This window comes from Haloarcula sp. CBA1129 (assembly GCF_008729015.1).
Taxonomy (GTDB): domain Archaea; phylum Halobacteriota; class Halobacteria; order Halobacteriales; family Haloarculaceae; genus Haloarcula.
The window spans coordinates 523,060-548,565 of sequence record NZ_RKSM01000001.1; the positions used below are offsets into that span (position 1 = coordinate 523,060).

The 25,506-nt window shown below is 62.9% G+C and carries 26 protein-coding genes; 11 read left to right on the forward strand and 15 right to left on the reverse strand.

Translation table 11 applies throughout. The features are described 5' to 3' along the window. Window positions 1–35: 35 nt before the first annotated feature. Both Har1129_RS02545 and Har1129_RS02550 read left to right on the forward strand, forming a co-directional pair. The gene (locus Har1129_RS02545) at window positions 36–1,370 is read left to right on the forward strand and encodes a DEAD/DEAH box helicase family protein (protein WP_151099229.1); all 1,335 of its coding nucleotides are present in this window, start codon (window positions 36–38) and stop codon (window positions 1,368–1,370) included. A gap of 94 nt (window positions 1,371–1,464) precedes the next feature. Continuing rightward, window positions 1,465–3,030, forward strand: coding sequence for a DUF790 family protein (locus tag Har1129_RS02550; protein ID WP_151099230.1), 1,566 nt, complete (start codon window positions 1,465–1,467; stop codon window positions 3,028–3,030). A 78-nt stretch (window positions 3,031–3,108) separates the two neighbouring features. On the opposite strand, the gene Har1129_RS02555 is transcribed toward Har1129_RS02550, so the two are convergent. From Har1129_RS02555 to Har1129_RS02570, 4 genes are all read right to left on the reverse strand, one after another. Beyond that, complete coding sequence (locus Har1129_RS02555) at window positions 3,109–4,332, reverse strand: nucleotidyltransferase family protein (RefSeq protein WP_151099231.1); 1,224 nt, start codon at window positions 4,330–4,332, stop codon at window positions 3,109–3,111. Continuing rightward, window positions 4,326–5,240 carry a hypothetical protein gene (locus Har1129_RS02560; protein WP_151099232.1) on the reverse strand — a complete coding sequence of 305 codons (915 nt, stop codon included), beginning with the start codon at window positions 5,238–5,240 and terminating at the stop codon, window positions 4,326–4,328. The genes Har1129_RS02555 and Har1129_RS02560 overlap by 7 nt, the downstream gene beginning before the upstream one ends. Before the next feature lie 424 nt (window positions 5,241–5,664). After that, a complete protein-coding gene (locus Har1129_RS02565) occupies window positions 5,665–6,102 on the reverse strand; it encodes a lasso peptide biosynthesis B2 protein (protein WP_151099233.1) in 438 nt (145 codons plus the stop codon). Then, window positions 6,083–6,400, reverse strand: a complete 318-nt coding sequence (locus Har1129_RS02570; protein ID WP_225307724.1) for a PqqD family peptide modification chaperone — start codon at window positions 6,398–6,400, stop codon at window positions 6,083–6,085. Before Har1129_RS02570 ends, Har1129_RS02565 begins: the two co-directional genes overlap by 20 nt. A 127-nt stretch (window positions 6,401–6,527) precedes the next feature. Here Har1129_RS02570 and Har1129_RS02575 point away from each other — a divergent pair, with 127 nt between their 5' ends. Continuing rightward, window positions 6,528–8,336, forward strand: coding sequence for an ABC transporter ATP-binding protein (locus tag Har1129_RS02575; protein ID WP_151099234.1), 1,809 nt, complete (start codon window positions 6,528–6,530; stop codon window positions 8,334–8,336). Window positions 8,337–8,368: 32 nt separating this feature from the next. Here the strand turns inward: Har1129_RS02575 and Har1129_RS02580 are convergent, their stop codons facing one another. Then, window positions 8,369–8,869, reverse strand: coding sequence for a hypothetical protein (locus tag Har1129_RS02580; protein ID WP_151099235.1), 501 nt, complete (start codon window positions 8,867–8,869; stop codon window positions 8,369–8,371). Further along, the gene (locus tag Har1129_RS02585; protein ID WP_151099236.1) at window positions 8,866–9,777 is read right to left on the reverse strand and encodes an RsmB/NOP family class I SAM-dependent RNA methyltransferase; all 912 of its coding nucleotides are present in this window, start codon (window positions 9,775–9,777) and stop codon (window positions 8,866–8,868) included. The genes Har1129_RS02580 and Har1129_RS02585 overlap by 4 nt, the downstream gene beginning before the upstream one ends. 87 nt (window positions 9,778–9,864) lie before the next feature. On the opposite strand from Har1129_RS02585, the gene Har1129_RS02590 reads away from it, so the two are divergent. The 4 genes from Har1129_RS02590 to Har1129_RS02605 are packed head-to-tail and all read left to right on the forward strand — an operon-like array spanning window position 9,865 to window position 13,514. Further along, a complete protein-coding gene (locus tag Har1129_RS02590) occupies window positions 9,865–10,602 on the forward strand; it encodes a proteasome assembly chaperone family protein (RefSeq protein WP_151099237.1) in 738 nt (245 codons plus the stop codon). Further along, window positions 10,602–11,597 (forward strand): signal peptide peptidase SppA, encoded by a 996-nt coding sequence (gene sppA / locus Har1129_RS02595; RefSeq protein ID WP_151099238.1) that lies wholly within the window; start codon window positions 10,602–10,604, stop codon window positions 11,595–11,597. The genes Har1129_RS02590 and sppA overlap by 1 nt, the downstream gene beginning before the upstream one ends. A 40-nt stretch (window positions 11,598–11,637) precedes the next feature. After that, entirely contained in the window at window positions 11,638–12,759 is a 1,122-nt protein-coding gene (locus tag Har1129_RS02600; protein ID WP_151099239.1) for a DUF373 family protein, read from the forward strand. 35 nt (window positions 12,760–12,794) lie between these two features. Continuing rightward, on the forward strand, window positions 12,795–13,514 hold the full coding sequence (locus Har1129_RS02605) for a diphthine--ammonia ligase (RefSeq protein WP_151099240.1): 720 nt from the start codon (window positions 12,795–12,797) through the stop codon (window positions 13,512–13,514). A gap of 28 nt (window positions 13,515–13,542) precedes the next feature. Here Har1129_RS02605 and Har1129_RS02610 read toward each other — a convergent pair whose 3' ends face one another. Then, the gene (locus Har1129_RS02610) at window positions 13,543–14,511 is read right to left on the reverse strand and encodes a sugar phosphate nucleotidyltransferase (protein WP_151099241.1); all 969 of its coding nucleotides are present in this window, start codon (window positions 14,509–14,511) and stop codon (window positions 13,543–13,545) included. Between the two features lie 84 nt (window positions 14,512–14,595). On the opposite strand from Har1129_RS02610, the gene Har1129_RS02615 reads away from it, so the two are divergent. Then, window positions 14,596–15,237, forward strand: coding sequence for an NUDIX hydrolase (locus tag Har1129_RS02615; RefSeq protein ID WP_151099242.1), 642 nt, complete (start codon window positions 14,596–14,598; stop codon window positions 15,235–15,237). 19 nt (window positions 15,238–15,256) lie between these two features. On the opposite strand, the gene mce is transcribed toward Har1129_RS02615, so the two are convergent. Both mce and Har1129_RS02625 read right to left on the reverse strand, forming a co-directional pair. Continuing rightward, window positions 15,257–15,646: a methylmalonyl-CoA epimerase gene (mce, locus tag Har1129_RS02620; protein ID WP_151099243.1), complete on the reverse strand. Its 390-nt coding sequence runs from the start codon at window positions 15,644–15,646 to the stop codon at window positions 15,257–15,259. A gap of 83 nt (window positions 15,647–15,729) precedes the next feature. Continuing rightward, window positions 15,730–17,412 carry a methylmalonyl-CoA mutase gene (locus Har1129_RS02625; protein ID WP_151099244.1) on the reverse strand — a complete coding sequence of 561 codons (1,683 nt, stop codon included), beginning with the start codon at window positions 17,410–17,412 and terminating at the stop codon, window positions 15,730–15,732. A 128-nt stretch (window positions 17,413–17,540) separates the two neighbouring features. Between Har1129_RS02625 and Har1129_RS02630 the strand changes: the two genes are divergently transcribed. After that, the gene (locus Har1129_RS02630; RefSeq protein ID WP_151099245.1) at window positions 17,541–18,014 is read left to right on the forward strand and encodes a peptidylprolyl isomerase; all 474 of its coding nucleotides are present in this window, start codon (window positions 17,541–17,543) and stop codon (window positions 18,012–18,014) included. 3 nt (window positions 18,015–18,017) lie between these two features. On the opposite strand, the gene Har1129_RS02635 is transcribed toward Har1129_RS02630, so the two are convergent. Then, complete coding sequence (locus Har1129_RS02635; RefSeq protein WP_151099246.1) at window positions 18,018–18,602, reverse strand: GNAT family N-acetyltransferase; 585 nt, start codon at window positions 18,600–18,602, stop codon at window positions 18,018–18,020. Between the two features lie 103 nt (window positions 18,603–18,705). Here Har1129_RS02635 and Har1129_RS02640 point away from each other — a divergent pair, with 103 nt between their 5' ends. Further along, window positions 18,706–19,410: a helix-turn-helix domain-containing protein gene (locus Har1129_RS02640; RefSeq protein WP_151099247.1), complete on the forward strand. Its 705-nt coding sequence runs from the start codon at window positions 18,706–18,708 to the stop codon at window positions 19,408–19,410. Between the two features lie 30 nt (window positions 19,411–19,440). On the opposite strand, the gene Har1129_RS02645 is transcribed toward Har1129_RS02640, so the two are convergent. From Har1129_RS02645 to Har1129_RS02665, 5 genes are read right to left on the reverse strand one after another with little or no spacing between them, the layout of a single operon-like run. After that, window positions 19,441–20,178, reverse strand: coding sequence for an ABC transporter ATP-binding protein (locus Har1129_RS02645; RefSeq protein ID WP_151099248.1), 738 nt, complete (start codon window positions 20,176–20,178; stop codon window positions 19,441–19,443). Further along, window positions 20,171–20,926 (reverse strand): ABC transporter ATP-binding protein, encoded by a 756-nt coding sequence (locus tag Har1129_RS02650; protein ID WP_151099249.1) that lies wholly within the window; start codon window positions 20,924–20,926, stop codon window positions 20,171–20,173. Before Har1129_RS02650 ends, Har1129_RS02645 begins: the two co-directional genes overlap by 8 nt. Window position 20,927: 1 nt before the next feature. Next, a complete protein-coding gene (locus Har1129_RS02655) occupies window positions 20,928–22,076 on the reverse strand; it encodes a branched-chain amino acid ABC transporter permease (protein ID WP_151102072.1) in 1,149 nt (382 codons plus the stop codon). Continuing rightward, window positions 22,076–23,020, reverse strand: coding sequence for a branched-chain amino acid ABC transporter permease (locus Har1129_RS02660; RefSeq protein ID WP_151099250.1), 945 nt, complete (start codon window positions 23,018–23,020; stop codon window positions 22,076–22,078). The genes Har1129_RS02655 and Har1129_RS02660 overlap by 1 nt, the downstream gene beginning before the upstream one ends. Window positions 23,021–23,029: 9 nt before the next feature. Further along, a complete protein-coding gene (locus tag Har1129_RS02665; protein ID WP_151099251.1) occupies window positions 23,030–24,379 on the reverse strand; it encodes an ABC transporter substrate-binding protein in 1,350 nt (449 codons plus the stop codon). 247 nt (window positions 24,380–24,626) lie between these two features. Here Har1129_RS02665 and Har1129_RS02670 point away from each other — a divergent pair, with 247 nt between their 5' ends. After that, window positions 24,627–25,496: an SDR family oxidoreductase gene (locus Har1129_RS02670; protein WP_151099252.1), complete on the forward strand. Its 870-nt coding sequence runs from the start codon at window positions 24,627–24,629 to the stop codon at window positions 25,494–25,496. Window positions 25,497–25,506: the final 10 nt, after the last annotated feature.

A 25,506-nucleotide genomic window follows, 5' to 3' on the forward strand; every position in this document is an offset into this window, starting at 1 on the left:
AAAGCGTTATCGGCCGGACCGGCAAACCTCGGGGTGTGCTGGAGTTGACGTACGAATCGGGGACGATCCGCGTGTCGGGAGACCCGCCGTCGGATCTGCCCGGCATCGAGTACGACCGGCGCTCCCAGACCGGACGAGCGCCGGCCTATCGGTACGCCGACCTCCGGGCCGCCCTTGCGGAGCGCGGGCTGGCGTACGAAGACCACGTCAGTTCGCTCCCGTCACTGTCACTCTCGACGACGTACGACCTCCGGGAGTACCAGCAGTCGGCCCTCGATGCGTGGCGCGAGGCCGATGACAGGGGCTGTCTGGAGTTGCCGACGGGGAGCGGCAAGACCGTCATCGGCATCGCGGCGATGGTCGCGCTGGGGACGCCGACGCTGGTCGTGGTCCCGACCATCGATCTGCTGGAGCAGTGGCAGCGCGAGCTACAGCGGGAGTTCGACCAGCCGGTCGGCCGCATGGGCGGGGGCGAACAGCGCGTCAAGGACATCACGGTGTCGACGTACGACTCGGCGTATCTGCGGGCCGACGAACTCGGCGACCGATTCGGACTTGTGGTCTTTGACGAAGTCCATCACCTCGGTGGCGAAGGGTATCAGGACATTGCTCGGCTACTCGCTGCCCCGGCACGGCTCGGGCTGACGGCGACGTTCGAGCGGCCGGACGGAGCCCACGAGGCCATCGAAGGCCTCGTCGGGCCACTCGTCCAGCGAGTCAGCGTCGACGACTTGGCCGGCGAGCACCTCGCGGACTACGACATCAAGCGCATCGAGGTATCACTTACGCCGGACGAGCGGGACCGCTACGAGGAGCACCAAGGGACCTTCACCGACTACCTCAAGCAGTCGAACATCCAGCTCCGCTCGGGCAGCGACTATCAAGAACTCGTGAAACGCTCGGGCAACGACCCGGCGGCTCGCGAGGCGCTGCTGGCGAAACAGCGGGCTCGCGAGGTGATGATGAACGCCCAGCGGAAGGTCGACCGGCTGGCGACGATTCTGGACCGCCACCGCGAGGACCGGATTATCGTCTTCACCGCACACACCGACCTCGTGTACCGTCTCTCCGAGCAATTCCTCATCCCGGCGATAACACATGAAACCGGAGCGAGCGAGCGCCGGGAGATTCTAGAGCGGTTCCGCGACGGGACCTACTCCCGGGTCGTGACGGCAAACGTCCTCGATGAAGGAGTAGACGTGCCCGACGCGAACGTCGCCGTCGTCCTCTCGGGCAGCGGCTCAGAGCGGGAGTTCACGCAGCGACTTGGCCGAATTCTCCGGCCGAAAGCCGACGGTGGGCGAGCACTGCTGTACGAACTCGTGACCGAGGAGACTGCCGAAGAGCGGGTCGCTAGGCGTCGCAGATAGCGGACAGTAAATCGTTGAGGGACCATCTCAGCGTGTCGAGTCAGGATCGCCCTGACTCCCCGTGTTTTTGTCGCTCCGTGACCGAAATACGCGCGTGCTGACGAAAGACCTGCTGCGGGTGTCCCGCGCCGGCGGCGGGTATCACCTGCAGTTCGCCGACGCCAGCGCAGAGCGACTAGCGGCTCGTGTGCTCGGCGTCTATCAGGGCCATGTCGGCGAATCCCGCGAGACGCTGGAGACAGCACTCGCGAACGTCGAACGGGAAGCCGACGATTTCAAGCTCGTCCGCGGGCTGGCGAAACTCGTCGAGCGGGAGGCTACATTCGAGACACAAGCTTCGGTCGACCCCGTTCGCGCCCGTCGTCGGGTGTTCGAAGCCGCCGCGGACATCGGCGTCGTGACCGAGGCCGAGCGCGAGCGGACACTCGCCCGGGCGGCCGACCACTTCGGTACGGACGCTGCGGCGCTGGCCGACGCGCTGTACGCCGACCGGGACTCGCGCCAGATTCTCACCGATGTCGACTCGCGATGGGGGCCGGCCGTGCTACGGACCCAGTACAACCTCTCGCTGGCACAAACAGCGTTGTTCGACGCGACCGAGGTACGGGTCCGCTCCTCGGACCCGAAGGCGCTCGTCTCGGCGGTCAAGCGTCTCAGGCTGATGTACGAGATTCGCCGGACGGAGGCCGGTCGGGAGGTAGTCGTCACGGGCCCGGACACACTGTTTTCGAACACGCGACGGTACGGCACCCGCTTCGCTCGACTTCTGCGAACGGTCGCAACTGCAGATGAGTGGGAGCTAACGGCGACCATCGACGACCGGGGCACCGAGCAGGAACTCACGCTCTCGGACGCGGATATCTCCGTTCCCGGCGTCGAGCCCGTAACCGAGGTCAGCTACGATAGCAGCGTCGAAGCCGACTTCGCTGGCCGGTTCGGTGCGCTGGATCTCGACTGGGACCTCATCCGCGAGCCGGAGCCCCTAGCGGCGGGCGAACACGTCGTCATCCCGGACTTCGCCTTCGAGTGGCGACCCGGCGCTGATACCGGCGTTCGGGAGACGGGACGTGGGGAACGTTCAGACGGGACCGACGGCGACGCACCTTTCCGAATATTCTTCGAGATTATGGGGTTCTGGACGCCGGAGTACGTCGAGAAGAAACTCGCCCGCCTCGACGCGCTGGAGGCTGTCGAGATGTTGGTCGCCGTCGACGAGTCGCTCGGTGTCGGCGAGGAAATCGAAGCGACGGGTACCCGTGCGATTCCGTACTCTGGCACGGTCAGAGTGAAAGATGTCCGGGACGCGTTGCGGCCCTACGAGGAGCGACTGGTGCGCGAGAGCGCTGCGGTGATCCCCGATGAACTCCGACCGGACGCCCCGGTTGTCTCGCTCGCCGACCTCGCCGCGGAGTACGGCGTCAGTGAGGATGCACTGGACGAGGTGGTCTTTCCGGACCACGAGTGCGTAGGCCGAACGTTAGTTGCCCCTACCGTGCTGGACGAACTGGCCGAGCAAATCGAACCCGGAATGGCCTACGAGACGGCGACCGACCGACTGTCGTCGCACGGTATCGCTGACGACAGCGCCGCACTCGCTCGACTGGGATATCGGGTCGCTTGGGAAGGACTGGGCGAGGGGACAATCCAGCTACGGGAGTGAGCCGCCTGTGGGAAACAGTGGTGGAATCCGATTCTAGATACTGCAGAGTACCGCCGCAATGAATGGAGCGACCGTCGTTCAGGTCGGTTCATCACGTTGCTCCTCGGAGCGCGGTCCCGGCCACTGTGGTGTTTCGAGGAGGAGGCGGAACGGCCAGATGACGTAGTACAGCGGATGCATTGGACCGGGGAGCGGGCAAAACTGGTACTCCGAGTAAGTCGGGTGAAGTGAGGAATGTAACAGCAGGAGCGGCACCAGCGCAGTGGCCGAATCGCTGGCAGCCAAGTAAAACCGAGCGGCCTCGAACTGCGTCGGCGGCTGTGGCGTCCCAGCAGCTAGCGACTCGACGACGGAATCGGCTAATTCGGAGGCGCGGTCGTCCGTGCGAAGGCGGTCCAGTATCGGCGCTGGGAGAGCATACCCAAAGACAACACGGGCGAGCGCAGCCCCCAGCAGTAGGTTCCGTTCGACGCCAGCTTCACGCGCCCGAGCGAGGACGTGTGACCAGTCCGTTTCCGTCGACTCAAGCGCCGCAACGAAATCACAGAGCCATTTCAGGAGATACCAGCGGTGCTTGGTTCCGTGAAAGGCCAGCACGAGCAGCCGGTCTGTTTGTGCAAGCGCCGGAAGCGGTTGGCCACCGACCGAGGCTCTGTCGCGGCGGTCCCAGAGTTCACTGAAGGATGTGGAGAACGGTCGTTCGGCGTCGCCTACGCGCCAGCGAAGTTCCACATCGAACTCCGGCCCCCGCATCTCGTACTCGTGGACGATGGCTTTCGTCACGGGACCGCCCAGCAGCGCAGCGTCGTCCAACCGCGGCGTCCCCCCGCGCCACTCGTATCCTCGTTCTTCCAGAACGTCCGCAGCAACGGGGATATCTTCTGGATGAACGAGCAGGTCTAGATCGTTGTACTCACGCAGCGTTGCGTCGTCGTAGGCGGCGGCGGACAGCGCTGGTCCTTTGAACGGAATCGCGCGCACCCCGCGTGTCTCGAACCCCTCGACTATTTCGTGTAGCTCGGTCGTGAACGCGAGATTCCGCATCCGCCTTCCCTGTACTGTGTTGCTAAGTCGTGTCAATACGGCCTCTGGCACGGTAAACTCAGCACCGCTCTCGCGTGCCATCGCTTCCAGTCCCTCATAGAGGAGTTGTACGACGCCGTGATACCGGGCGAGTTCAACGACGCGGTCCCAGTTTAGCGTGGTATCCAGTGGGGGAGGGTCAGGGGAAGCGTTGGCGACGGTCGCGGTATGAGCACAGCTGGCCACCACCTGAAGTTCGGGTTCGACCTTTGTCAACATGAGTCACTATCGAGATCAGCCTGAATGCTGGCTGCGACAGCCGGAAGCGTATCGAGATTTCGCGGCCGGCGGAGTCGTCTTATATCTGTCATCTCAACGATCTTCCCGCAGGCATTGAAATTGGACACAGCTTGGCCGTCGGCTTCTAACGCGCCCAGCGTGTACGTGTTATCGACGAGCGCCATGACCTGCTCGTCCGGTCTGACTGGTTCCATTGCGATAGATTCGCCGTCTTCGAGCAGGTAGATGCGTTCTAGCGGCACTGGGGTCGCGGGCTGGTCGTGCCTGAGTCCGTAGAAGTGCCGAGGACGCCCGCCATGGACCTGTTCTGGTGGTTCGACAGGGGGGTCAAACGCTTCAACCGCCTCCGGATCGAGTTTCATCGAGGGGTAGCCGCTCCGGACGACCGGCCCCGAATCGCCCAGCGTTATCGCAGCTACGTCGTCGCTCAGGACACGATGTCCGTTGAGCAGGCAGGCCATCGCAGTTGTCGTTTTTCCGACCCCTGACTCCCCGACAAACGCCACAGCGCGCCCGTCGATGCTGACGGTACTGGCGTGCAGCACGAAGTAGCCTCGCTGATCCAGCAAGTGGTTCAACGCCGGGCCGACCAGTACGTGTCGGAGGACTTCGCTTGGCACGTCCGAGGCCGGGTCTACCGCGATGGACTTCCCGTCGAGAATCCGGACCGTTGCGGCGTCGTATAACAGGTAGTATTCGCGCTCAGTTACCGCGTGAAAGGTCGAACTGGAGTCAGCCGACAGTGGACAAGGAATCCGCTCCTCAGTGATAGTGATGTCGGCCCGCCCGTCGGGCTCTGGCTCCGCGAGCGGAAGTTCCGGTACGTCGAAGGCAGAGCGGACCGTCAGCCCGAAGGCTTCATACGTAGCTGTGTTTGCCGTCGCCATCCTGCTAGAGTCCACCCTTTGTAGCTGTCCATTGATTCCATCCATGCTGAGACACACCCCGTCGACGACACCCCTGATTCATACCAGACCGCTTGACTGCTGTGGTGGATAAGAATGCACTCTCTACTCCAACACGCAGGCACGAAACCGGTGCGATGTCTCCACCGAACAGGGAGACTATCGAGTGTCGATAAAAAGAGAAAGCAGCTAGATGTATGGACCGTCAGCGGATATTAGCTCCACTTCCCGTATCCGTCGTCGTGGTCCCACCAGTTCGTCTTTTCTTCGACAGTTCCGTACGTTTCGACCGACGGCGTTTCGTATTCCTTCATGGGTTACCCCCACCTCTGGTTTCAGACATCAGTGTATTTGTTATAGTATGTATTACTGTGGAGATTCTGTAGAATAGGGCGTTTACTATCCGTTACCCACGTTCTTCTCGTTCCGTGAGTGTTCGAAACCGTTCAAAGTCGGCGACATCCCCAATAAGGACATCACCGTTCGACTCGATCCAAGCGTGAGCCTCGAAGGTATCGGATTGCGTATCCACGCCGAAGCGAAGACAATGTGGCAGATCGTTGGCCACCAGCAGTGTGCTACCAGCGAGTGCTCGGTCGAGACAATCGTAGGTGCCCGGAAGGCGCGATCCCGCTGTCAGAACTGCCCAGCGTACTGACTCTGGTGACCCAGACTGACGATGACACGGGAGAGCCTGAGAAATTGTGCCGACATATCGCTCTGCGTCCTCCAGCCCAGCGACTGCAAGCAGTACTTTGCTCGTAGCCATCAGTACCACTGCTTCACAGAGCAACAGTTTCTGCGCCCGTGACAACGCCCTGAACTCACGGAGTCGAGCTCGCATCAACCTTGATGAGTTGCTCCGCGGCAAGCGTGTCCAGAAATCGCTTCACGTCAGTCGCCGCTCGGTCGCTGTCGACATCGTACTCTTCGACCAGCGCCGAGACGATGTCGGCTGGCTCCGTCGGTTCCTGAATCCGGTCCCAGATATCCGGGCCGGCCCCCAACAATCCTTGGTACCGTCCCGTCTTGTTGTTGAGCAGCACGACCTCGCCGTCGATTGTCGTTGTGACACAGTCGTCAGTTGCGACGACAGCCGATCCGGAATCTATCGCTACCATGCAGATATCGGCGATACTCACATGGTTTGTTATGTCCTCTTTTCGTCGCCGCCACAAGCGTTACTGCCGGTAAACGTTCCCTTCGGCCCTGTACTGCCCGACCGTAGTGAGTCGGTAACTATGATTCATAGAACCCGCATCCGGAACAATGACTGATACTCCCTCCGTTAGTGAGAGATACGCATCATTGCGCCGCGTTGCGCTGTATCGTCCGGGTCTGACGGGGAGTATCGTTGCCGCTAGCCTCTTTGTCATGCTACTGGAAGGCGTTGGCCTCTCGTTCCTGTTTCCGATACTCGACGCCGCACAGGCGGGGCAAGGTCTCCCGCTTCAGGCGGACGGCGTCACTGGCCAGTTCCTTTCCGCGTACGCTGCTGCCGGACTGCCGCTCACACTCGAATTCCTGTTGCTCGGCCTCGCCTTTGTGATGGTCGTCCGATTCACGGCGTCGTTTACCGTGAAATGGCTCGCAGCGAAGCTCACACAGACATACGAACGCGACCTCAAAAACCGGGCCTACCAACTGGCGATGGGCGCATCGGTCGCCTACTACGACGACAAGGGGTCTGACGACATCATGAATACGATTCTGACACAGACCCGGTACGCCGGCCGTGTTATCGGCCGTATCATCCAGTTCTTCCAGCAGGGCATCCTCTGTCTGGTGTACATCGGAATCGCGCTGGCTATCGCACCGATGCTGGCAGTCGGTGCGGCTGTCGCCCTCGGCGGCGTCACGGCGCTCATCAGATACGGCATCGAACCCGGGTACGCTGTTGGCGACCGTGTGGCGACGGCAAACGAACAACTGCAGGAGACAACACAAGCTGGGACGCAGGGTATCCGTGAGGTGAAACTGTTCGGCATGCGCGACGGACTGCGTGCCGAGTTCCGGACCATACTCGACCGCTACACCTCGACCAGTGTCGCTGTTCGCCGGAATCAGGTCGCAATCGGAAGCCTCTATCGACTCTTCGTCTCGCTACTCTTGTTTGGGCTCGTCTACGTTGCAATCAGTTTCCGAGCGCTGTCCATCGCAGAGTTCGGCGTATTCCTGTTCGCGATGCTCCGACTCGCGCCCCGACTGAGTTCGCTCAACTCCACCGTTTACGCTATCGAGGGGGAGCTACCACATCTGGTTCGAACCCACCAGTTCATCGACCGCCTCGAAACCCAGCAGGAGCCTACTGGCGGGCAGCCAGTCTCCGACCGAATCGAGGAAATCGTGTTTGAGGATGTCTCGTTCGCCTACGAGGACGAGCCAGTGCTTGCGGACTTCTCGATGACTGCCGAGCGAGGCGAGTTCGTCGGCATTGTCGGTGAGTCCGGTGGTGGTAAATCGACAGTCGTTTCGCTGCTCACTCGACTGTATGTGCCAGACAGCGGTGATATTCTGGCGAACGGGACGCCGATTTCGACCTATGCCCTCGACGAGTGGCGTGACGCTGTCGCGATGGTTCGACAGGACCCACATATCTTCAACGACACGTTACGGTACAACCTCACAGTCGGTCGGGATATCTCCGAGGAAACGCTCTATGAAGTCGCTAAAAAGGCCCTCGTCCTCGAATTCCTCGATGACCTCCCACAAGGGCTCGGCACGGTGCTGGGCGATGACGGCGTGAAACTGTCCGGCGGACAGCGCCAGCGGGTCGCACTGGCCCGCGCACTGCTGATGGATGCAGACATACTCGTGCTCGATGAAGCCACCAGCGACCTCGACTCGAACTTGGAACGGCAAATCCATCGAACAGTCGAGACGCTTGATGGGGACCAGACTGTGATCGCAATCGCCCACCGACTCTCGACCGTCTCTAACGCCGACCGCATCTACACCGTTGAGGACGGGCAGGTCACAGAACAGGGAAGCCACGACGAACTACTCGACAGCGAGGGGACATACGCGGAGTTGTACGCGATGCAGGGAACGGTGGCCACACAGTCTTCCAGTGGCTGAGCGCTTCTCGCCGGGATGGGTGTCCCGCCGAATCAAACGTCTCGACGCCGGCCCTTCGGCACCTGTGACCGGAGTTCGCCATAGACGTACAGACCAACGCCGACCGGTTCAGCCTCACCAGCAAGGTCGTGGGTGACGACCAGATACCCCCAGTCGCCGTCCCAGTCGAGTTCCCGGTCCTCGCCGGCCACAAACGCTCGGGCAGCGTCCTCATCGAGGTGGATGACGTTCTGGCTGGCGTGCTCGCCGAACCGCTGGACAGCCTCCAGCGTCGGCTTCCAGTGTTCTTGGCGCGTCCGGAGGAACGTCATTCCTAGGCCCTCGATGTCAACTGGCGATGGCGGGCTGCCCTGATACAGCCACAGTTTGCCAGCGCCGCGTTCCCAGAAGGTGTACCCCTCGAAGGTCTCCGGCGGGACACCGAAGCGTTCGGCCCAGAAATCGAGGACTTCCGCACGGGTCGCTCGTTCGGGGTCTTCGCGCTCGTCGTCCGTTTCGGGGAGCCGCGTGAACTCCGTGCTCTGGTCACTCATTTTGCGGGGACCTCCAGTTTCGCACAGAAGAACCCGCCCGTGTCGTTGTGGTGCGGGTAGATGCGCTTGGCGTTGGTCACGCTCGGGTCGTAGGTCTCGTCTCGCCACTCGGTGATACCGGGCGCGTGGTTGAGCGGCAGGTCGTAGTCCACGATTTCACACGCCGCCTCGTCGAGCACGTAGTCCAGTACGGCTTCGTTCTCCTCCGGGGCGAACGTGCAGGTGGAGTACACGACAGTGCCGCCGGGCTCGGTCACTTCGACGGCCCGCTTGAGGATGCCTTTCTGCACGCCCGAGATCCCTTCGACGTGAGAGAGCGTCCAGTCCTCCAGCGTATCCGGGTTCTTGCGGATGGTCCCCTCACAGGAACAGGGGACATCGACGAGCGCGCGGTCGTACCCCTCACCGCCGAAGGGCTTGAGCGAGTGATTGCGGCCGTCCTCGTGAGTGACGGCGACCGTCGTTGCGCCCAACCGCTCGGTGTTAGTCCGCAGCGCCGAGATACGCCCGAGGTTGTTGTCCGTCGCGACGACCTCGCCAGTATCGTCCATCAGCGCGGCGAGCTGGGTCGTCTTGCTGCCCGGTGCTGCACAGGCGTCCCAGACTCGCTCGCCGGGCTGTGGATCGAGTACGGTCGCCGGAATAACCGAGACCTCTTCCTGACCGTGAATCCAGCCGTGGAAGTACGGCCAGTTCGCGCCGGGAGAGTCTTCGGGCAGGACAAACAGGCCGTCGTGCCAGTCGACAGGGTCGTAGGCGATGTCCGCCTCCGCAAGCGCCGTCCGGACCCGCTGAACGGTGGCTTTGATGGTATTGACCCGCACAGCCGACGGCAGCGGGCGTTCACACGCGTCGATGAACGCCTCGTAGTCGTCGATGATGGGCCGGTAGCGGTCGAGTGGTTCCATTATCCGGCGTTCGCTGGCGGTCGGTTTGTGGGTTTCGAACAGCACCGGCCCATGGCTTTCAAGCCGCCGGCGGCCGATACCTGAGGTATGGCACACATACAGGTCCACCGCGACGACATTTCTCTCGATTCGCCAACACTGGTCGAGGGGCTACCGGGCGTCGGACTCGTCGGCAAGATAGCTGCAGACCATCTTGTCGACGTCTACGACATGGAGTACTACGCGTCGGCCCACTGCGAGGGACTGCCAGAAATCGCCGTGTACGGAACGGACGACCCGGAGGTTCGCCCACCGGTCCGGCTGTACGCGGACGAAGAGCGTGATCTGCTCGTCCTCCAGAGTGATGCGCCAATTTCACCCTCCGGCGCAAAAGAGTTCGCCGGCTGTATGGTCAGCTGGTTCGAGGCCAACGACGCGACGCCCATCTACCTCAGCGGTCGCCCTGCCGAGAAAGACGGCGTTCCGAACGTGTACGGCGTCTCGACCGGCGACGGGGCGGCAATGCTGACGGACGCGAACGTGGACCCGCCCTCGGAAAACGGCGCGATCACCGGGCCGACCGGCGCGCTGATCCACGAATCACAGCGGGTCGGGCTGACGGGCATCGGACTCATCGTCGAAGCCGACCAGCGATTCCCCGACCCGGAAGCGGCTCGAGCCCTTCTGCAGACGGCAATCAGCCCGTTGGCCGACTTCGAGGTCGACACTGAGGCGCTGGTCGAGCAAGCCGAAGAAATCGGCCGAGCAAAAGCACAGCTCGCACGGCAACTCCAAGAGAATCAGGAGGAGAGCACGAGCGCACAGCCGCTCGGGATGTATCAGTAATGACGGACGCAGACGACATCCTTCGTGGGTTACTGGTCGTAATCGTCGGCATCGTCGCGGCAATAGCGGCGTGGTACCTGTTCGTTGCGGTCCCGAACAGCTTGGCGGAACTGCTTGGCATCCTGTTACTGCTGGCCGTCGTCGTCGGTGCGGTACGTATCGGTGGCAACATCGCCGGGTCGCTGCTGCCGGCACACAACGTCGCGGAGGTCGCCGTCGAAGGACCGATCAGTCGAGACGGCGGGGGCGGCATCACCAGTCCGCCAGTCGGTGCATCGGCCGACAACATCGTTGAACAGATCGAACGGGCCGATAGCGACCGCGGCTCGGAAGCACTCATGCTGAAGCTGAACACGCCGGGGGGCGAAATCGTTCCCAGCGAGGATATCCGCATCGCCGCCGAGCAGTTCGACGGCCCGACCATCGCCTACGCGACGGACGTCTGTGCCAGCGGCGGCTACGACATCGCCGCCGGCTGTGACGAACTGTGGGCGCGTGAGGGCTCTATCGTCGGCTCTATCGGCGTCGTCGGCTCCCGGGTCAACGCCAAGGAGCTGGCCGACCGGCTCGGCCTCTCCTACGAGCAATTCACCGCCGGCGAGTACAAGGACGCCGGCGTCCCGCTGAAGGAAATGACCGAGGACGAGCGCGAGTACCTCCAGGGCATCGTCGACGACTACTACGACCAGTTCGTCGACACCGTGGCCGAAGGCCGCGAGATGGACGCCGAGACGCTCAAGGATACTGAAGCGCGAATCTTCCTCGGTGACGAGGCGGAAGAACGCGGGCTCGTCGACCGGCTCGGAACGCGGGACGACGTTGAGGCAAGTCTGGAGCAACGGCTGGGTGAGGCTGTGACAATCAAGGAGTACGAGCCTGAACGCGGACTGACGAACAAGCTCCGCGGGGGCGCACAGCAGGTCGCGTTCGCGCTGGGTGCGGGCATCGCTGGCGTCGCCGATGGCGACATTGAGGGCCTCTCCTTCCGGCGATAGCTCGGGAGGTTTTTTATTCGGGGACCGCCTTCGCGGTAGTGTGACCACGCTGGTGGTGTGTATCGACAGGGACAGTCCGGCCGCAGCGACGTGTCCCGTCGTCGGCCGCGACGCCGTCGAGGCCCTCATCACGCAGACGGGAGTCGTTGACCCGGAAGACAGCCGGGTCAACTGCCTGCTCGAAGGGCTCGCAGTCGCGGACGAACTCGAAGCTGAGGGGTCCTCGCCGGTGCTTGCCGTCGTCGGTGGCGGGAGCGACAGCGTCGGCTCGGACCGGGAGATCGCCAGCCAGATCGACAATCTAGTCGCCGAGCACGACCCCGATTCCGCGGTCGTCGTCGTCGACAGCGCCGACGACGAGCGGCTGGTCCCCATCATCGAGAGCCGCGTTCAGGTCGACGCCGTCGACCGCGTCGTCGTCCGCCAAGCTCGTGACATCGAATCGACATACTACCTGCTCAAGCAGTTCTTGGCCGACGAGGAACTGCGCAAGACAGTGCTAGTTCCTGTCGGGATCATCATGCTCGCGTTCCCGCTGTTGCTCGTCGTCACCAGCCCGACCATCGCTGTCGGCGCTATCGCGGCCGCTATCGGCGTGTTCCTCATCTACAAGGGGCTCGGTATCGACACGTACCTTTCGCGACTCCCCGGCCAGACCCGCGAAGCCCTGTATTCGGGGCAGGTGTCGCTCGTGACCTACGTCGTCGCCGGTGGCCTCTCGCTCGTCGGTATCTTCGCCGGCGTTTTGGGCGTTTCTGCGGTCGGCGATATCAGTCCCTTCCTGCTTGCGAACCGCTTTGCTTTCGCGTCCGTCCCGTGGCTGACCGGCGCGGCGCTGGCCGCCTCGCTCGGTCGTCTACTGGACGAACTCATCCAGCAAGAAGGGGTCCGGGGCGCGTACGTGAACCTTCCCTTCGGTGCGGTCGCCGTCGGCCTCGTCGTTCGTGGCTTTTCTGCGTACTTCCTCGAACGCGGCGGCGTGTTCGAGCCGTTTCAGGTGCCGGAGACGAACCTCAGTATCGTCCAAGTGCAGGGCTTCACGCTGGAGGCCGGGACCCGCCTCGCGCTGTTCATCCTCGCAGGGATCCTCATCAGCCTCATCGGCGTCCGGGTAGCGACCTATGTCAGCCACACCGATATCGAAGACGAACTGGTAGAATAGACAGCGATTTACGCCGTCGATGGCTACCGGCGGCTATGACTGACGGTGCGTGGGTTTCGCTGTTCTCCGGCGGCAAAGACTCTTCGTGGGCGCTGTACCGGGCACTGGAACGAGGCCACCCTGTCGAACACTTGGTGACGGTCCACCCGGAGGGCGACTCATATATGTACCACGTTCCGGCGACTCGACTGGCTCGACTGGCCGCCGAGAGCATCGGTATTCCACTAGTCGAAGTCGAGCCCGACGATTTCGAGGCCGATGACGTGCTTGATTCCGGCGCACAGGGCGACACCGAACTCGAACCGCTTGAGGCCGCGCTCCGCGACCTCGACGCCGAACTAGACGGCGGCATCACCGGCGTCACTGCCGGCGCGGTCGAAAGCGAGTACCAGACGACTCGCATCGAATCGATGGCCGACCGCCTTGAAGCGAACGTGTTCGCGCCCCTGTGGCAGGAGAACCCACGCGACCTCGCCGACGCGATGCTCGACGCTGGCTTCGAGATACGGATTATCCGGGTGGCCGCGTACGGACTCGACGAGTCGTGGCTGGGCCGGACGCTCGATGCCGACGCGCTCGACGAACTGGAAGCGCTCAACGAGGAGTACGGCGTCCACATCCTCGGAGAGGGCGGCGAGTTCGAGACGCTCGTCACCGACGGGCCACACATGGACCGCCGGATCGAACTGGAGTACGAGACGGAGTGGGACGGCAGCCGTGGAACGGTGCAGGTCGAGGACGCATGGCTGGCGTAATCAGGAGAGACAAAACGGCTAAGCGGGGTTAATCGCCGTCGGTCAACTGCGTATGTGCACCGATGAGCGCACCGGCTAGGTCCAGACCCTCGACCTGCGTGTCGCGGTCGATTATCGACTCGCGGACATCCGAATCACGGATGGTCGTGTCCGGGAACACAATGGTCCGGTCGAGGCTGGAGTTGACGATCTCAGCCCCCGAGAGGACGTGGACGTTCTCGCCGAGCGTGGTGTTCTCGATGGTGGCGTCCTCTGCGACGACGTTGTCGCCGTCGAGTTCCCACGCGACGGCCTCCAGATAGCTTCCGGGCGTTCCGATGTCGTACCAAGCGTCGTCGAACGTGAACGCGCGGACCGACCCGTCGTCGACGAGCCACTGGATGAACCAGCCGGGTTCGTCGGGGTTGTTCCCGTCTTCGAGGTACTCGTCGAAGCGAATCGAGTCGGCCGGGAACGCGTAGCAGGCAATCGAGACGAGCGTGCTGTTGGGGTCGTCGGGCTTCTCTTGGAAGTCTGTGACTTCTTCACCGTCCAGTTCAATGAGGCCGTAGGAGCTTGCTTTCTCGCGGGACCCGACGTCGTAGGCGGCTAGCGTGGGGTCGCCGTACTGCTCGAAGTAGTCGATGAACTCGTCGATGCCGTAACTGATGAGGTTGTCACCAGCGATGACGAGCAGGTCCTCGTCGCCGAGCCCTTCCCGGTCGACCAGTTGGGCGAGCGCGCCGACGACGCCGAACTTCTCGTCCTCCTCGGCAGTTTCCTCGACGGTCAGGGACGGCTTCTCGAAGCTACTCGCGGCGATGTGGTCCCGGAAGTCGTCGGCAAAGCGCTGGTTCGTGCTGACAAACACGTCCGTAATGCGACTGTCCTCCTCTAATTCGCCGAGAATCCGATCGATGACAGTTGTCTCACCAACGGGGAGCAGCATTTTGGGCCGGTGCTTGGTGACTGGCCAGAGCCGGGTGGCGTACCCGCCTGCGAGGACAATTGCTTTCATGTCCGAAAAGAGACAACCAGAATACAAGTTCTTTTTCATCGACTGGACCACCGGACTTATCGGTGCCCCGGAGTACAACCCCGTATGACTGACGACGCCAGTGGTCAGGGGACTGGGGACGCGAACCTCACGGAGAAGATCAACCAGACGAACGTCGACGAGCGTATTTCGAGTCTGGAAGCGGCCTACGACGAGGTTCCAGTCACCCGGGAAACCTTCGAGCTAACCCCCGAGGAGTACGCCGACGTGTTCGCTGCGACGCGTGGGACCGGCTACTCGGGGAACAGCGTCGTGTTCGTCACCCGTGACGGCTCTGATTTCCCGGAGCTGAGCGACCAGATACCCGAGCAGGCCGCCGGGGACACCCGCGACCGCGTTCTGCTGGTGTTGGGCCGTGGCGCTGACATGTGGGCGCTGCCGGGTGGCGGCAAAGGGGACGAGTACGAGTCGGTGCAAGGGACCGCCGTCCGCCGTGTCAACGAACAGACCGGCATCCGCTGTACGGTCACCGGCGTCGCGGAGGTCGTTCACTCGAAGTACTATCCGGACACCGACGCACAGGGATCGGTCCACACGCTAGATATCTACCTCGAAGCGGAGTACAAGAAAGGGACCCTCGACGTTGACGAGTCTGAACTCATGGGCGCAGGGTGGTTCGCAGACCCGCCAGAGCGCCTGACACCGGGAGCAGAGGAACGGTTTGCGGCCTTCCTTGACGACGAGTGACTCCGAGGCGGGATGTCGATTAGTGTTCGACTAATTCCACGAGTATGCCACCGGTCGTCTTCGGATGGAGAAAGGCCACGTCGTGGCCCCACGCGCCCGGCCGCGGGTCCTCGTCTATGCGGTCGATGCCACAGGCACTGACTGTCTCTAGTGCGGCGGAGATGTCGTCGGTTTCTAGCGCGACGTGATGGATGCCCGGCCCGTTGCTGTCGAGGTAGCTCGGAATCGCGCCGTCGGCGTCTGGCAGCGGTTCTAGCAGTTCGAAGTAGCCGTTGCCCATATCTAGAAACGTCACCTGCAGGCCATCGAACGTCTCCTCGTGAACGACTGGTGTCTCGAAGGCGTCGGCGAACAGTTCCGCGAGCGGGTCGGCGTCGTCGGTTGCGATGCCAGCGTGGTCGAATTGCATGAACGGCCGTACTCCGGGGTGGCTTATAATTCTGGGAGCATAGTTAGCTGGCAAGCAGGACGCTCCTCGCGTTTCACCCGACCTTACATCGACGAGCCGGGCTGATACTCACCGAACACGTCCCGGAGCACGTCACACACTTCGCCGGTCGTGGCGTACACCTTCACGGCGTCGATGATGTAGGGCATGACGTTCTCGTCGCCCTCGGCGGCCCTCCGGAGGGCGTCGAGTTTCGCCTCGACTGCCTCGTCGTCACGCTCCTCCCGGACCGTGGCGACGTTGTCTTTCTGTGCCTGCTCGACCGCCTCATCGACCTCTTCGATGTCCTGTTCCCCCTCTTCTTCGACCTGATACTCGTTGACGCCGACGATGACCCGCTCGCCGGCCTCCTGTTCGCGTTGGCGCTCGAAGGCCACGTCCTGAATCTGGCGCTGGACCCACTGCTCCTCGATGGAGCGGCGCATCCCGCCGCGTTCGTCGACCTCCTCGATGAGTTCGCGGGCTTCGGCTTCGAGTTCGTCGGTCAGTGATTCGACGTAGTAGCTGCCGGCCAGCGGGTCGATGGTGTCCGCGGCTCCCGACTCGTGGGCGAGAATCTGCTGGGTCCGCAGCGCCGTCCTGACGGACTGCTCGGTCGGCAGGCCGATGGCCTCGTCTTTGCCGTTCGTGTGGAGGCTCTGGGTTCCGCCGAGGACCGCCGCAAGTGCCTGATAGGACACGCGAACGACGTTGTTCTCGATCTGCTGGGCGGTCAGCGTCGAGCCGGCGGTCTGGGTGTGGAACTTCAACTGCTTTGACTTGGGGTTCTGGGCGTCGAAGCGTTCGTCCATGATTTTCGCCCAGAGTCGGCGTGCGGCCCGGAACTTCGCGACCTCCTCGAAGATGTTGTTGTAGGAGGCGAAAAAGAAGGAGAGCTGTGGGGCGAACTCGTCCACATCAAGCCCGGCCTCGATGGCGGCCTCGACGTACTCGATGCCGTCCCCGAGCGTGAACGCGATCTCCTGAGCGGCCGTCGAACCGGCCTCGCGGATGTGATACCCAGATATCGAGATGGTGTTGAAACTCGGCGTCTCGGCGGCACAGAACTCGAAGATATCGGTGATGAGCCGCATCGACGGCTCCGGCGGGTAGATGAACGTGTTCCGGGCGATGTACTCTTTCAGCACGTCGTTCTGGATGGTCCCGCGCAGTTCCTCGCGGTCGACGCCCTGCTTGTCGCCGACGGCGATGTACATCGCCAAAAGCACCGACGCGGGGGCGTTGATCGTCATGCTCGTCGACACCTCGTCCAGCGGGATGCCGTCGAACACGGTCTCCATGTCGTCCAGCGAGTCGATGGCGACGCCGGTTTTACCGACCTCGCCGGCAGCCATCGCGTGGTCGGAGTCATAGCCCATCTGTGTGGGCAGGTCAAACGCCATCGAGAGCCCGGTCTGACCTTGGTCGAGCAGGTAATTGAACCGTTCGTTGGTCTCCGTTGCCGTCCCCATCCCGGCGTATTGGCGCATTGTCCAGAGTCGGCCCCGATAGCCAGTCGGATAGACGCCGCGGGTGTACGGTTCTTGGCCGGGGAGACCTAGATCCACCTCGTAGTCGAGATCGGAGATATCTTCGGGGGTGTACAGACGGTCTACCTCGTGTCCTTCAGTGTCCGTGGTGAACGTTTCCTTGCGTTCGCCAAAGCGGTCGACGGTGGGCTGGACATCGTCTTCCTCCCACTGAGCCTTCGACTCCCGTATCTCCTCCAGCTCGTCGGGGTCAAACATGGACGGACTGTCGGACGGCGGAGGCTTAAGGGTTCTTAAATCCTTCACGGTTTGTAATGCGTCGCGTCGCCACATGGCGGCGCACTGTTCCGAGGTGCGTTTATATCGTCGGTATCTATCGAGGATGTATGCCAATCGAACCGGGAGACGGCGTTACCATCGAGTACGTCGGCCGCTTCGAGGACGGCGGCGTCTTCGATACGTCACGTCCCGAAGTCGCCAGAGAGCACGGACTCATCGAGGCACAGGGCGTCGAGGCGAGCGAGTACGCACCGCTCTCCTTCACTGTCGGTTCTGGGGAGATAATCGAGGGTCTCGACGAGGCCCTCGTCGGAATGGCCGCTGGCGAGGAAGCCACCGTCACGGTGCCACCGGCGAAGGCCTACGGGGAGTTCCAGCCCGACCGCGTCCGCGAGTACGACCCCGAAACGTTCGAGGGCATGGTCGGAAAAGAACCGGAAGTCGGACTCCACGTCGAAGCTGAAAACGGACTTCACGGAGATGTCACTGCGGTCCGGGACGACGCCGTTGAAGTCGATTTCAACCACGAACTGTCCGGTAAGACGCTCGTGTTCGATGTCGAAGTCGTCGATGTCCGATAGCGGTCAGTCGCCCGTGTCGTACTTGTAGGTCGCTTCGTCGGGGTCGATGCCGAAGTCCTCGGGCCCCTCTTCTGGCTCGGTGTCCTCGGATTCGCCGGCACTGGCCTGCTTGAACCGCTTCCGGAGCGGCCCCGGTACCTCGAAGCGGTCGACGGCCACCCGGAGCGGAACCGCGTCCGGCTGGATGTTCTCCTGTTTGGTGGCCAGTCGGCCCCGGAGCGAGTCGGGCAACTGCGTCGGTTCGATGCGCTCGAAGCCGAACTGTGCGAGATACTCCGAAGCGTTCGTCAGCGAGTAGACGGTGTCGAACCCTTCGTCGCCCGCGTACTCGACCAGTCGCTCGATGACGTGCGCGCCAACGCCCTGATTGCGCCACTCCGGCAGAACGCCGATGCTGGTGAGTTCACAGACGGACACCTCCTCGCTCTTGTGGATTCGGATCCGACCGAAGCCCGCCTTCTCGTGGCTCTCCTCGTCGATAGCGACGACGTAGTCCCGGGATCTGAAAGCCGTCTCGTCCAGCCCCATTTCTTCGATACGGTCGAGCAACCAGACTTCCTCTCGGTTTTTCGCATCCCGGACGTACATAGCTCGAAAATTAACTGCCGCAGTCAAAAGGGTTTGCGGCGTGATTGACATGGTTGGTCACGGAGAGGCAATCACTAAGACAGACCAACATGATTGATTACCCATGATATCGCTCGAGATGGACATGGTCCAGTACGACTGTCCGTACATCGACACCACCCGGGACTACGAGGTGTCGTTCCTCGCCAAGCAGTGGGATTTCCATCCCGTCGAGCGGGAGCTGGAGACGCGGATCATGGTCAACGGCACGGACCGGGAAGAACTGGACCGCGGGCTGGACGCGCTGGAGGCACACGACCACATGGAGTCCTATCAGCTCCTCCGCCGGAAGGGCGATCTGGCACTCATCCGCTCACGCATCGACGAGACGAACGCGATGAGCGTCATCCGCGACCACAGCGGGTACATCACCGGGCCGTTCCGCATCCGGGACGGCTCTGAAATCTGGCACGTCGGCTTCGACACCGAACGCGTCGCGGAGGGGACACTATCGGAACTGGAGCGTGATAACGACTACACGATCCGGTCACGAGAGTCGGTTGATCTGGAGGACTACTACGACCTCCTGCAGAACATCGACTCGGCGAAGCGACTCGTCGACGGGTGTCGAGAACTCTCTGCGGTGGAACGGGACACGCTGGAGAAAGCCGTCGAGGGCGGCTACTTCGACACGCCCCGGGACGCGACCCTGTCGTCGCTCGCCGAGGAGTTCGACGTGTCGAAAATGGCCATCTCGAAGAACCTCCGGCGCAGCCAGCGGAAGATACTCGACCGTGTCACGACGGCGATGAACGACGTGACCGAGTGAGGGGCTGGTCCGATACTCCGTCTGTGGGAACTATTCCGCTCCGCTGCCCTGCATCAGCTTCTGGATGTCCTCGTCGGCCGCCAGTTCTTCGGGGTCGCCGCTGGCGACGATATCCCCGCGCTCGATGACGTAGAGCCGGTCCACGACCTCTGGGACGTGCGTGACGTTCGATTCGGCGATGAGGACCGCGATGTCGCGATCGTTGATCGCCCGGATGTAGCGCTTGAGGCTCTCGACGACGACCGGAGCCAGTCCCTCCAGCGGTTCGTCGAGGATGAGCAGGTCGGGCTGGAGCGCCAGCGCCCGGCCGATGGCAACCATCTTCGCTTGGCCGCCACTGAGGTTCTGGACCTTCGCGTTCCGTCGGTCGTCAAGTTCGGTGAGCACGTCGTAAACGCTCTCGATGACCGCGTCCTCGTCGTCGATACCGCGGGCCTTCCCGCTGGTCCAGATCGGGAGCCGGAAGTTCTCGTCGACGGTCATCCCGGTGAACAGTTTCCGGTCCTCCGGTTGATAGCCGATGCCACGCTTGGGGATCAGCTCCGAGCGGATGCTCGTCAGTTCCTCGCCGCGGAACCGGACCGACCCGCTCCAGACCGGCGTCAGACCCATGATGCCGCGGAAGGTGCTGGTCTTGCCGGCCCCGTTTCGGCCGACGAGACCGACCGCCTCCCCGGCGTTCACGTCGAGGTCGATGTCCTCGGTCACCTGAAACCCCTCAACGGCGGCGTTGAGGCCACGAACCGACAGCAGAGAATCACTACTCATCGTCGCCCACCCCCAAGAGGAGCCGCCGGAGTTCGTCGTCCGTTTCAAGCATCGTCGGCGGGCCGACCCCGTGGACTGCGCCCTGATGCAGGGCGACGACGCGGTCCGCGTACTCCGTGACGATGTCCATGTCGTGTTCGATGGTGACCGTCGTGACGCCCTCGGCCCGGCCGACCTCGACAATCGTCTCGATGACGTACTCCTTCTCGCGGGTCGACACCCCAGAGGTCGGCTCGTCGAGCAGGAGATAATCCGGGTCGAGGCCAAAGGACATCGCCACGTCGAGCAGTTTCCGGTCGCCGTGGGGGAGTTCCTCGGCGACGGTGTCGGCCGCGTCTTCGAGCCGGAACTTCTCTATTAGTTCGTCGACCTGCGCCTCCACGTCCTCGTGGCCGTCAGCCATCGAGAAGAGGCTCCAAGTCTTGCCTTGCTCGGTTAGTACGACCGTCCGGAGGTTCTCTCGGACCGTCATCTCCTCGAACACCTTGACGACCTGAAAGCTCCGGGCGATACCGGCGTCGACGCGCCCGTTTGCCGACATTCCGGTGATGTCGTCGCCATCAAGGACGATGGAGCCCTCGTCCGGCGAGAGAAAGCCGGTCAAGAGGTTGATGAACGTCGTCTTCCCGGCCCCGTTCGGGCCGACGATGAAGACGAGTTCGCCCTCGTCTTTGCCGAACTCGAGCGTGATGTCGTCAGTTGCGACCAGTTCACCGAAGGACTTCTGCAGATTGCGTGCTTCGAGCATATCAGTCGACTCCAAAGAGGATTATCCGCAGGCTGGTCAGTGCCTCTGTCACCTTCCGTTCTATCGATTGCACGGCGGTCCGGCCCCACGTCGACAGGACCGACGGTTCCCGGCGGAGTTCACCGAGCCGCGTGTTGACGATGCCGCCGGACCGGAGCGACCCGACGATGCCCCGCGGGAAGCCATACACCAGTATCAGGAGTATCGTACCCGTCAGGAACTCGTAGTACTGGGTCACGTCCTGACCCACGTCCTGCAGGAACACGAGGACGACACCGCCGATGAGCGGACCGACCAGCGTCCGGAACCCGCCCAATATTGCCATGAACAGGATGTCGCCCGACCGGAGGAAAAACAGCGTCCCCTCCGGACGGACGTACTGGCGAACGACGGCGTACAGCCCGCCCGCGACGCCGCCGTAGATGCCGGAGATGACGAACGCGGCCCAGACGTAGCGGCGAACCGGCAGGCCGATGAACCGCGCCCGGGTCCGCTCCTGCCCGATAGCATCAAGCGCGTTGCGGAACGGCGACTGCGTGATGCGGTACATCACGAACAGGCCGATGAGGATGACGACCACCGTCAGGTAGTAGGTGAGCACTTGATACACGTCGGGGCTGAACGAGGCCCCGAACAGAAGCGGCTGATTCGCCGGCCCCGGCCTGACGGGGAGCCCGTCGCTCCCGCCGAGAGCGCTCTGCCCGAGCGCGATGGCGTACAGGAGCTGACCAAAGGCCAGCGTCAGAAGGGCGAAGTACAGCCCGGTGTGTCGTAGCGACAGCACCCCGATGATGGCCGCCATCACCGTCGCGGCGGCGATAGCCCCGAGCAACAGCAGGCCGACGCTCTGGACCCCGGCGTACCGAGCCAGCACTGCGGTCGCGTACGCGCCGGTGCCGAAGAATGCCGCGTGGCCAAAGGAGGTGAGCTTCGTATGCCGAAGCAGGAGGTTCAGCCCGACCGCCGCGAAGCCGAACAACAGGCCTTGGTGGATGACACCGAGCTGGAGGCTGTCGGAGAGGCCCGCGATGTCGGGAATGACGAACAGGAACACGACCCCGAGGACGAGGAAGGCTGCCTCCCGGCGAGTCAGTTCGACCCCGAGGAAGCGATAGGCCGGCGTCCCGTCGCGGTCGACGCGCTCCGGCATCATGCTGTCTCACCCCACGTCCCGAACAGCCCCTCTGGCTTGACCAGCAGGATGAGCGCCATGATGGCAAACGGCGCAGCGATTTCACCCGGCGGGTACAGCGTAATCATCCAGCTCCGGATGACACCGACCAGCAGTGCGCCGACGAATGCGCCCCGGAGGCTACCGAGGCCGCCGATGACGATGACGACGAAGGAAAGCACCAGCGGATTGGTGCCCATCTCCAGCGTCGCCGAGGTCGGCGGCACCGCCATCGCTCCCGCAAAGCCGGCGAGGAAGGCTCCGAGTGCGAACACGAGCGTGAACACGCGGTCGGTACTGACGCCGATGGCGGTCGCCATCTCGCGGTCGATGGCCGTCGCACGGATGATGCGGCCGGTCTTTGTCCGCTCGAAGAACCAGAACAGGCCGGCGACGACGGCCGAGCCGACCAGAATGACGAACACGTTGTAGGTCGGGTAGTTCAGCCCGACGAGTTCGCTCGTCGGAATCGTGTTGATGGCGCTGTAGACGGCATCGGTCCGTATCGAGCTGTCCCCCCAGATGAACTTCTTCACGTCCAGCAGTATGAGCAGGAGCGCGAAGGTCAGCACCAGCTGGTACACCTGATCGCGGTCGTAAATCTGGCGCAGGAACACTGCTTCGAAGAGGGTCCCAACGGGAAGGAGAATCGCCGCTGTCACTAGAACGGCGGCGAGGACCGCGAAGAGGAACACGGCGGTCCCGGCAACGCCGCCCCCCGGCGGGCCGACGATGCCGATAATAAATCCGAACACGCCGATGGCGGTGTACGCACCGATCGAGAACAGTTCCCCGTGGGCGAGGTTCAACACGTCCAGAATGCCGAGGATGACGGTCAATCCCGAGGCAATCATGAACAGGATGAACCCGAACTGGATGCCGTTGAGCGTCTGGACGAGCGCGGCTGTGGGTGTTACGGCCATGGCTCGGTATCAGGCACTCCAGCTGTCCAGCCAGTCGCTGCCGGTGACGCCCGGCGGCGGGGCGGTCTCGGTCGCCGCGTAGGTGTTCACGTCCTCGAGTCTGGCCGCGCCGAGGTCGTCGTCGTACACCATCTTGCCGGCGAAGGAGTTCGACGCTCCCTGATGGTCCTCGGCGATGTTATGGTAGCCAGCCGGCGTAAAGAAGCCGTGTCCCTCCAGCATTTGGGCAATCTGCTCTTGGCTGGGGTAGGTTCCCAACAGGTCGATGGCCTTCTCGACGGCCGTCGCCCAAGCGGTGACCGCCCCGTACCCGCTCATGTAGTGCGCCGTCGGCACGGTCACGCCGTCCTGCTGGGTCGCGGCGTCGAACAGCTCACGGCCGGGCTGCCAGTTCCCCAGCGCCGGCTTCCCCCAGTAGTAGTTGCGCGATCCGGAGTAGATGTCTGTCCCGGCCAGCGCGTCGCCGGGCACGTCGCCGGCCGCGCTGTACAGCGTCGTGCCGAACACCGTCGTGTTCTCGAACATGTTGTTGGCGTTCGCCTGTCGGACGAATGTCGTCACGTCGCCGCCCCACAGACTGGAGAAGGTCACGTCCGGCTCCTCGTTGTTGATCGAAGTGATGTGGTTCGACATGTCACTGGCCCCCAGTTCCGGGAACCCCTCGTAGACGATCTCGGCGTCGGTGAGCTTCTGGATGGCCTGCGTGAACACCCGCATCTCGTCCTCGCCAAAGGAGTAGCCGGGGTTGACGCCGGCGACGGTCGAGATGTTGTCCGCGCCGATGCGCTCGACGGCCTCCCGGGCCATCGTCACCACTTCCATGATGTCGTAGTTCTGGAAACGGAAAGAGTAGGTCGGGTCGGGGACGGTCTCCTCGTACAGCGTTGTCACCGTTCCGTCGGTACTGACGTTGATGACCTCGTTTTTCTCGACCTCGGGGGCGATCTGGCTGTGCGTGCCACTGGAGATCGGGCCGAACGTGACCTCCTTTCCTTCCTCGATGAACTGGTTGTAGCTGTCGAGCGGGTTCGACCCCTCGTTGACCACGTCCAGTTCGATTTCGCGCTGCCCGCCGATACCGCCGGCCTCGTTGATTCGCTGGACCGCGAGTTCGGCCCCGCGCTGGGCTTGGATACCGAGCACGCCCGGTGCGCCGCGGGTGAAGGTCAACAGCCCGGCCTGTATGGGTTCGTCGGAGATGCCGCCGCTGGACTGCCCGCCCTGCTCCGCTGACTCGCCGTCGCTCAGCAACGTCGAGCAGCCAGCGAGTGCTGCGGCGACGGCCGAGCCGCCGACCGCGGAGAGCAGTTTTCGCCTGCCGATGCCACCAGTGTCATGGTCCGTTGTCGTTCGTTCCATAGGTGTGTCCCAATAAGCCCCGGACGAATCCGGGCCGTCTGGTCACGCGGTGTGTGCCACGCTCACAGGGATGGCTGGTTCTTCCGACGTAACCCCCGAATAACGAGAGGTTTACACGTAAACCACGGGAGCCGGTGAGACAGCGGAACGGCAGTCTCTCGCCGCCCTGTAGCAGTTCCACAGCAGCAGACCGGGTATACATGTCAACCCACCCCTATTCAGACGTGTCTGAAGAACGTGTGACTGAATGGCATCCAACGCATCCCACGAACGGCTCGACGTCGAGCCAATCGACGAGTCCTCGGTCCTGTTCGTCGACGACGACCACTTCACCACCGACACTGTCTGTCTGGTGACCGGCGGCGGGTCGGGCATTGGACGGGCGACGGCGCTGGCGATGGCCGCAAACGGGGTGACTGCCGTCGCCACAGATATCGACGAGGACGGCCTCGCCGAGGTTGCGGCGACAGCAGCGGACCTCGACCTCGATGGAACTGTCGAGACCGTCGCCGGCGATCTCGCGGATGACGCATACATCGAAACCATCGTCGAGACGGCCGCGTCCCACGGCACGGTCCGCTATCTCGCGAACATCGCCGGTCTCCAGCACATCGACGCCATCGAGGACTTCCCGATGGCGAAGTACGACCAGATGCACGACGTAATGCTTCGCGCCCCGCTGGCGCTCTCGAAGCGAGTCATCCCCCACATTCGCGGGACCGACGACGGCGTGGGTGCCATCGGCAACATGGCGTCGGTTCACGGCCACTATGTCACCTCGGACAAGGTGGCCTACAACGTCTCGAAGTTCGGCCTGCGGGGGCTGACACAGTCTATCGCCGCAGAGGGTGGCGACGGCCTTCGGGGCTTTTCCATCAGCACGGGCTACGTCAAGACACCGCTCGTCGTCGATCAGATTCCCGACACTGCCGAGCAGCGAGGAATCAGCGTTGATGAAGTCATCGACGACGTGATGCTGGGTCAGTCCCGAGTCAAAGAGATGATGGACCCCATCGACGTGGCGAACCTCTTCGTGTTCGGCTTCTCGACCCACGCCGACCATCTCAACGGCGGGGACCTGCTGTTCGACGGCGGCATGACAAAGACCTACGAGTGAGATATGCGCG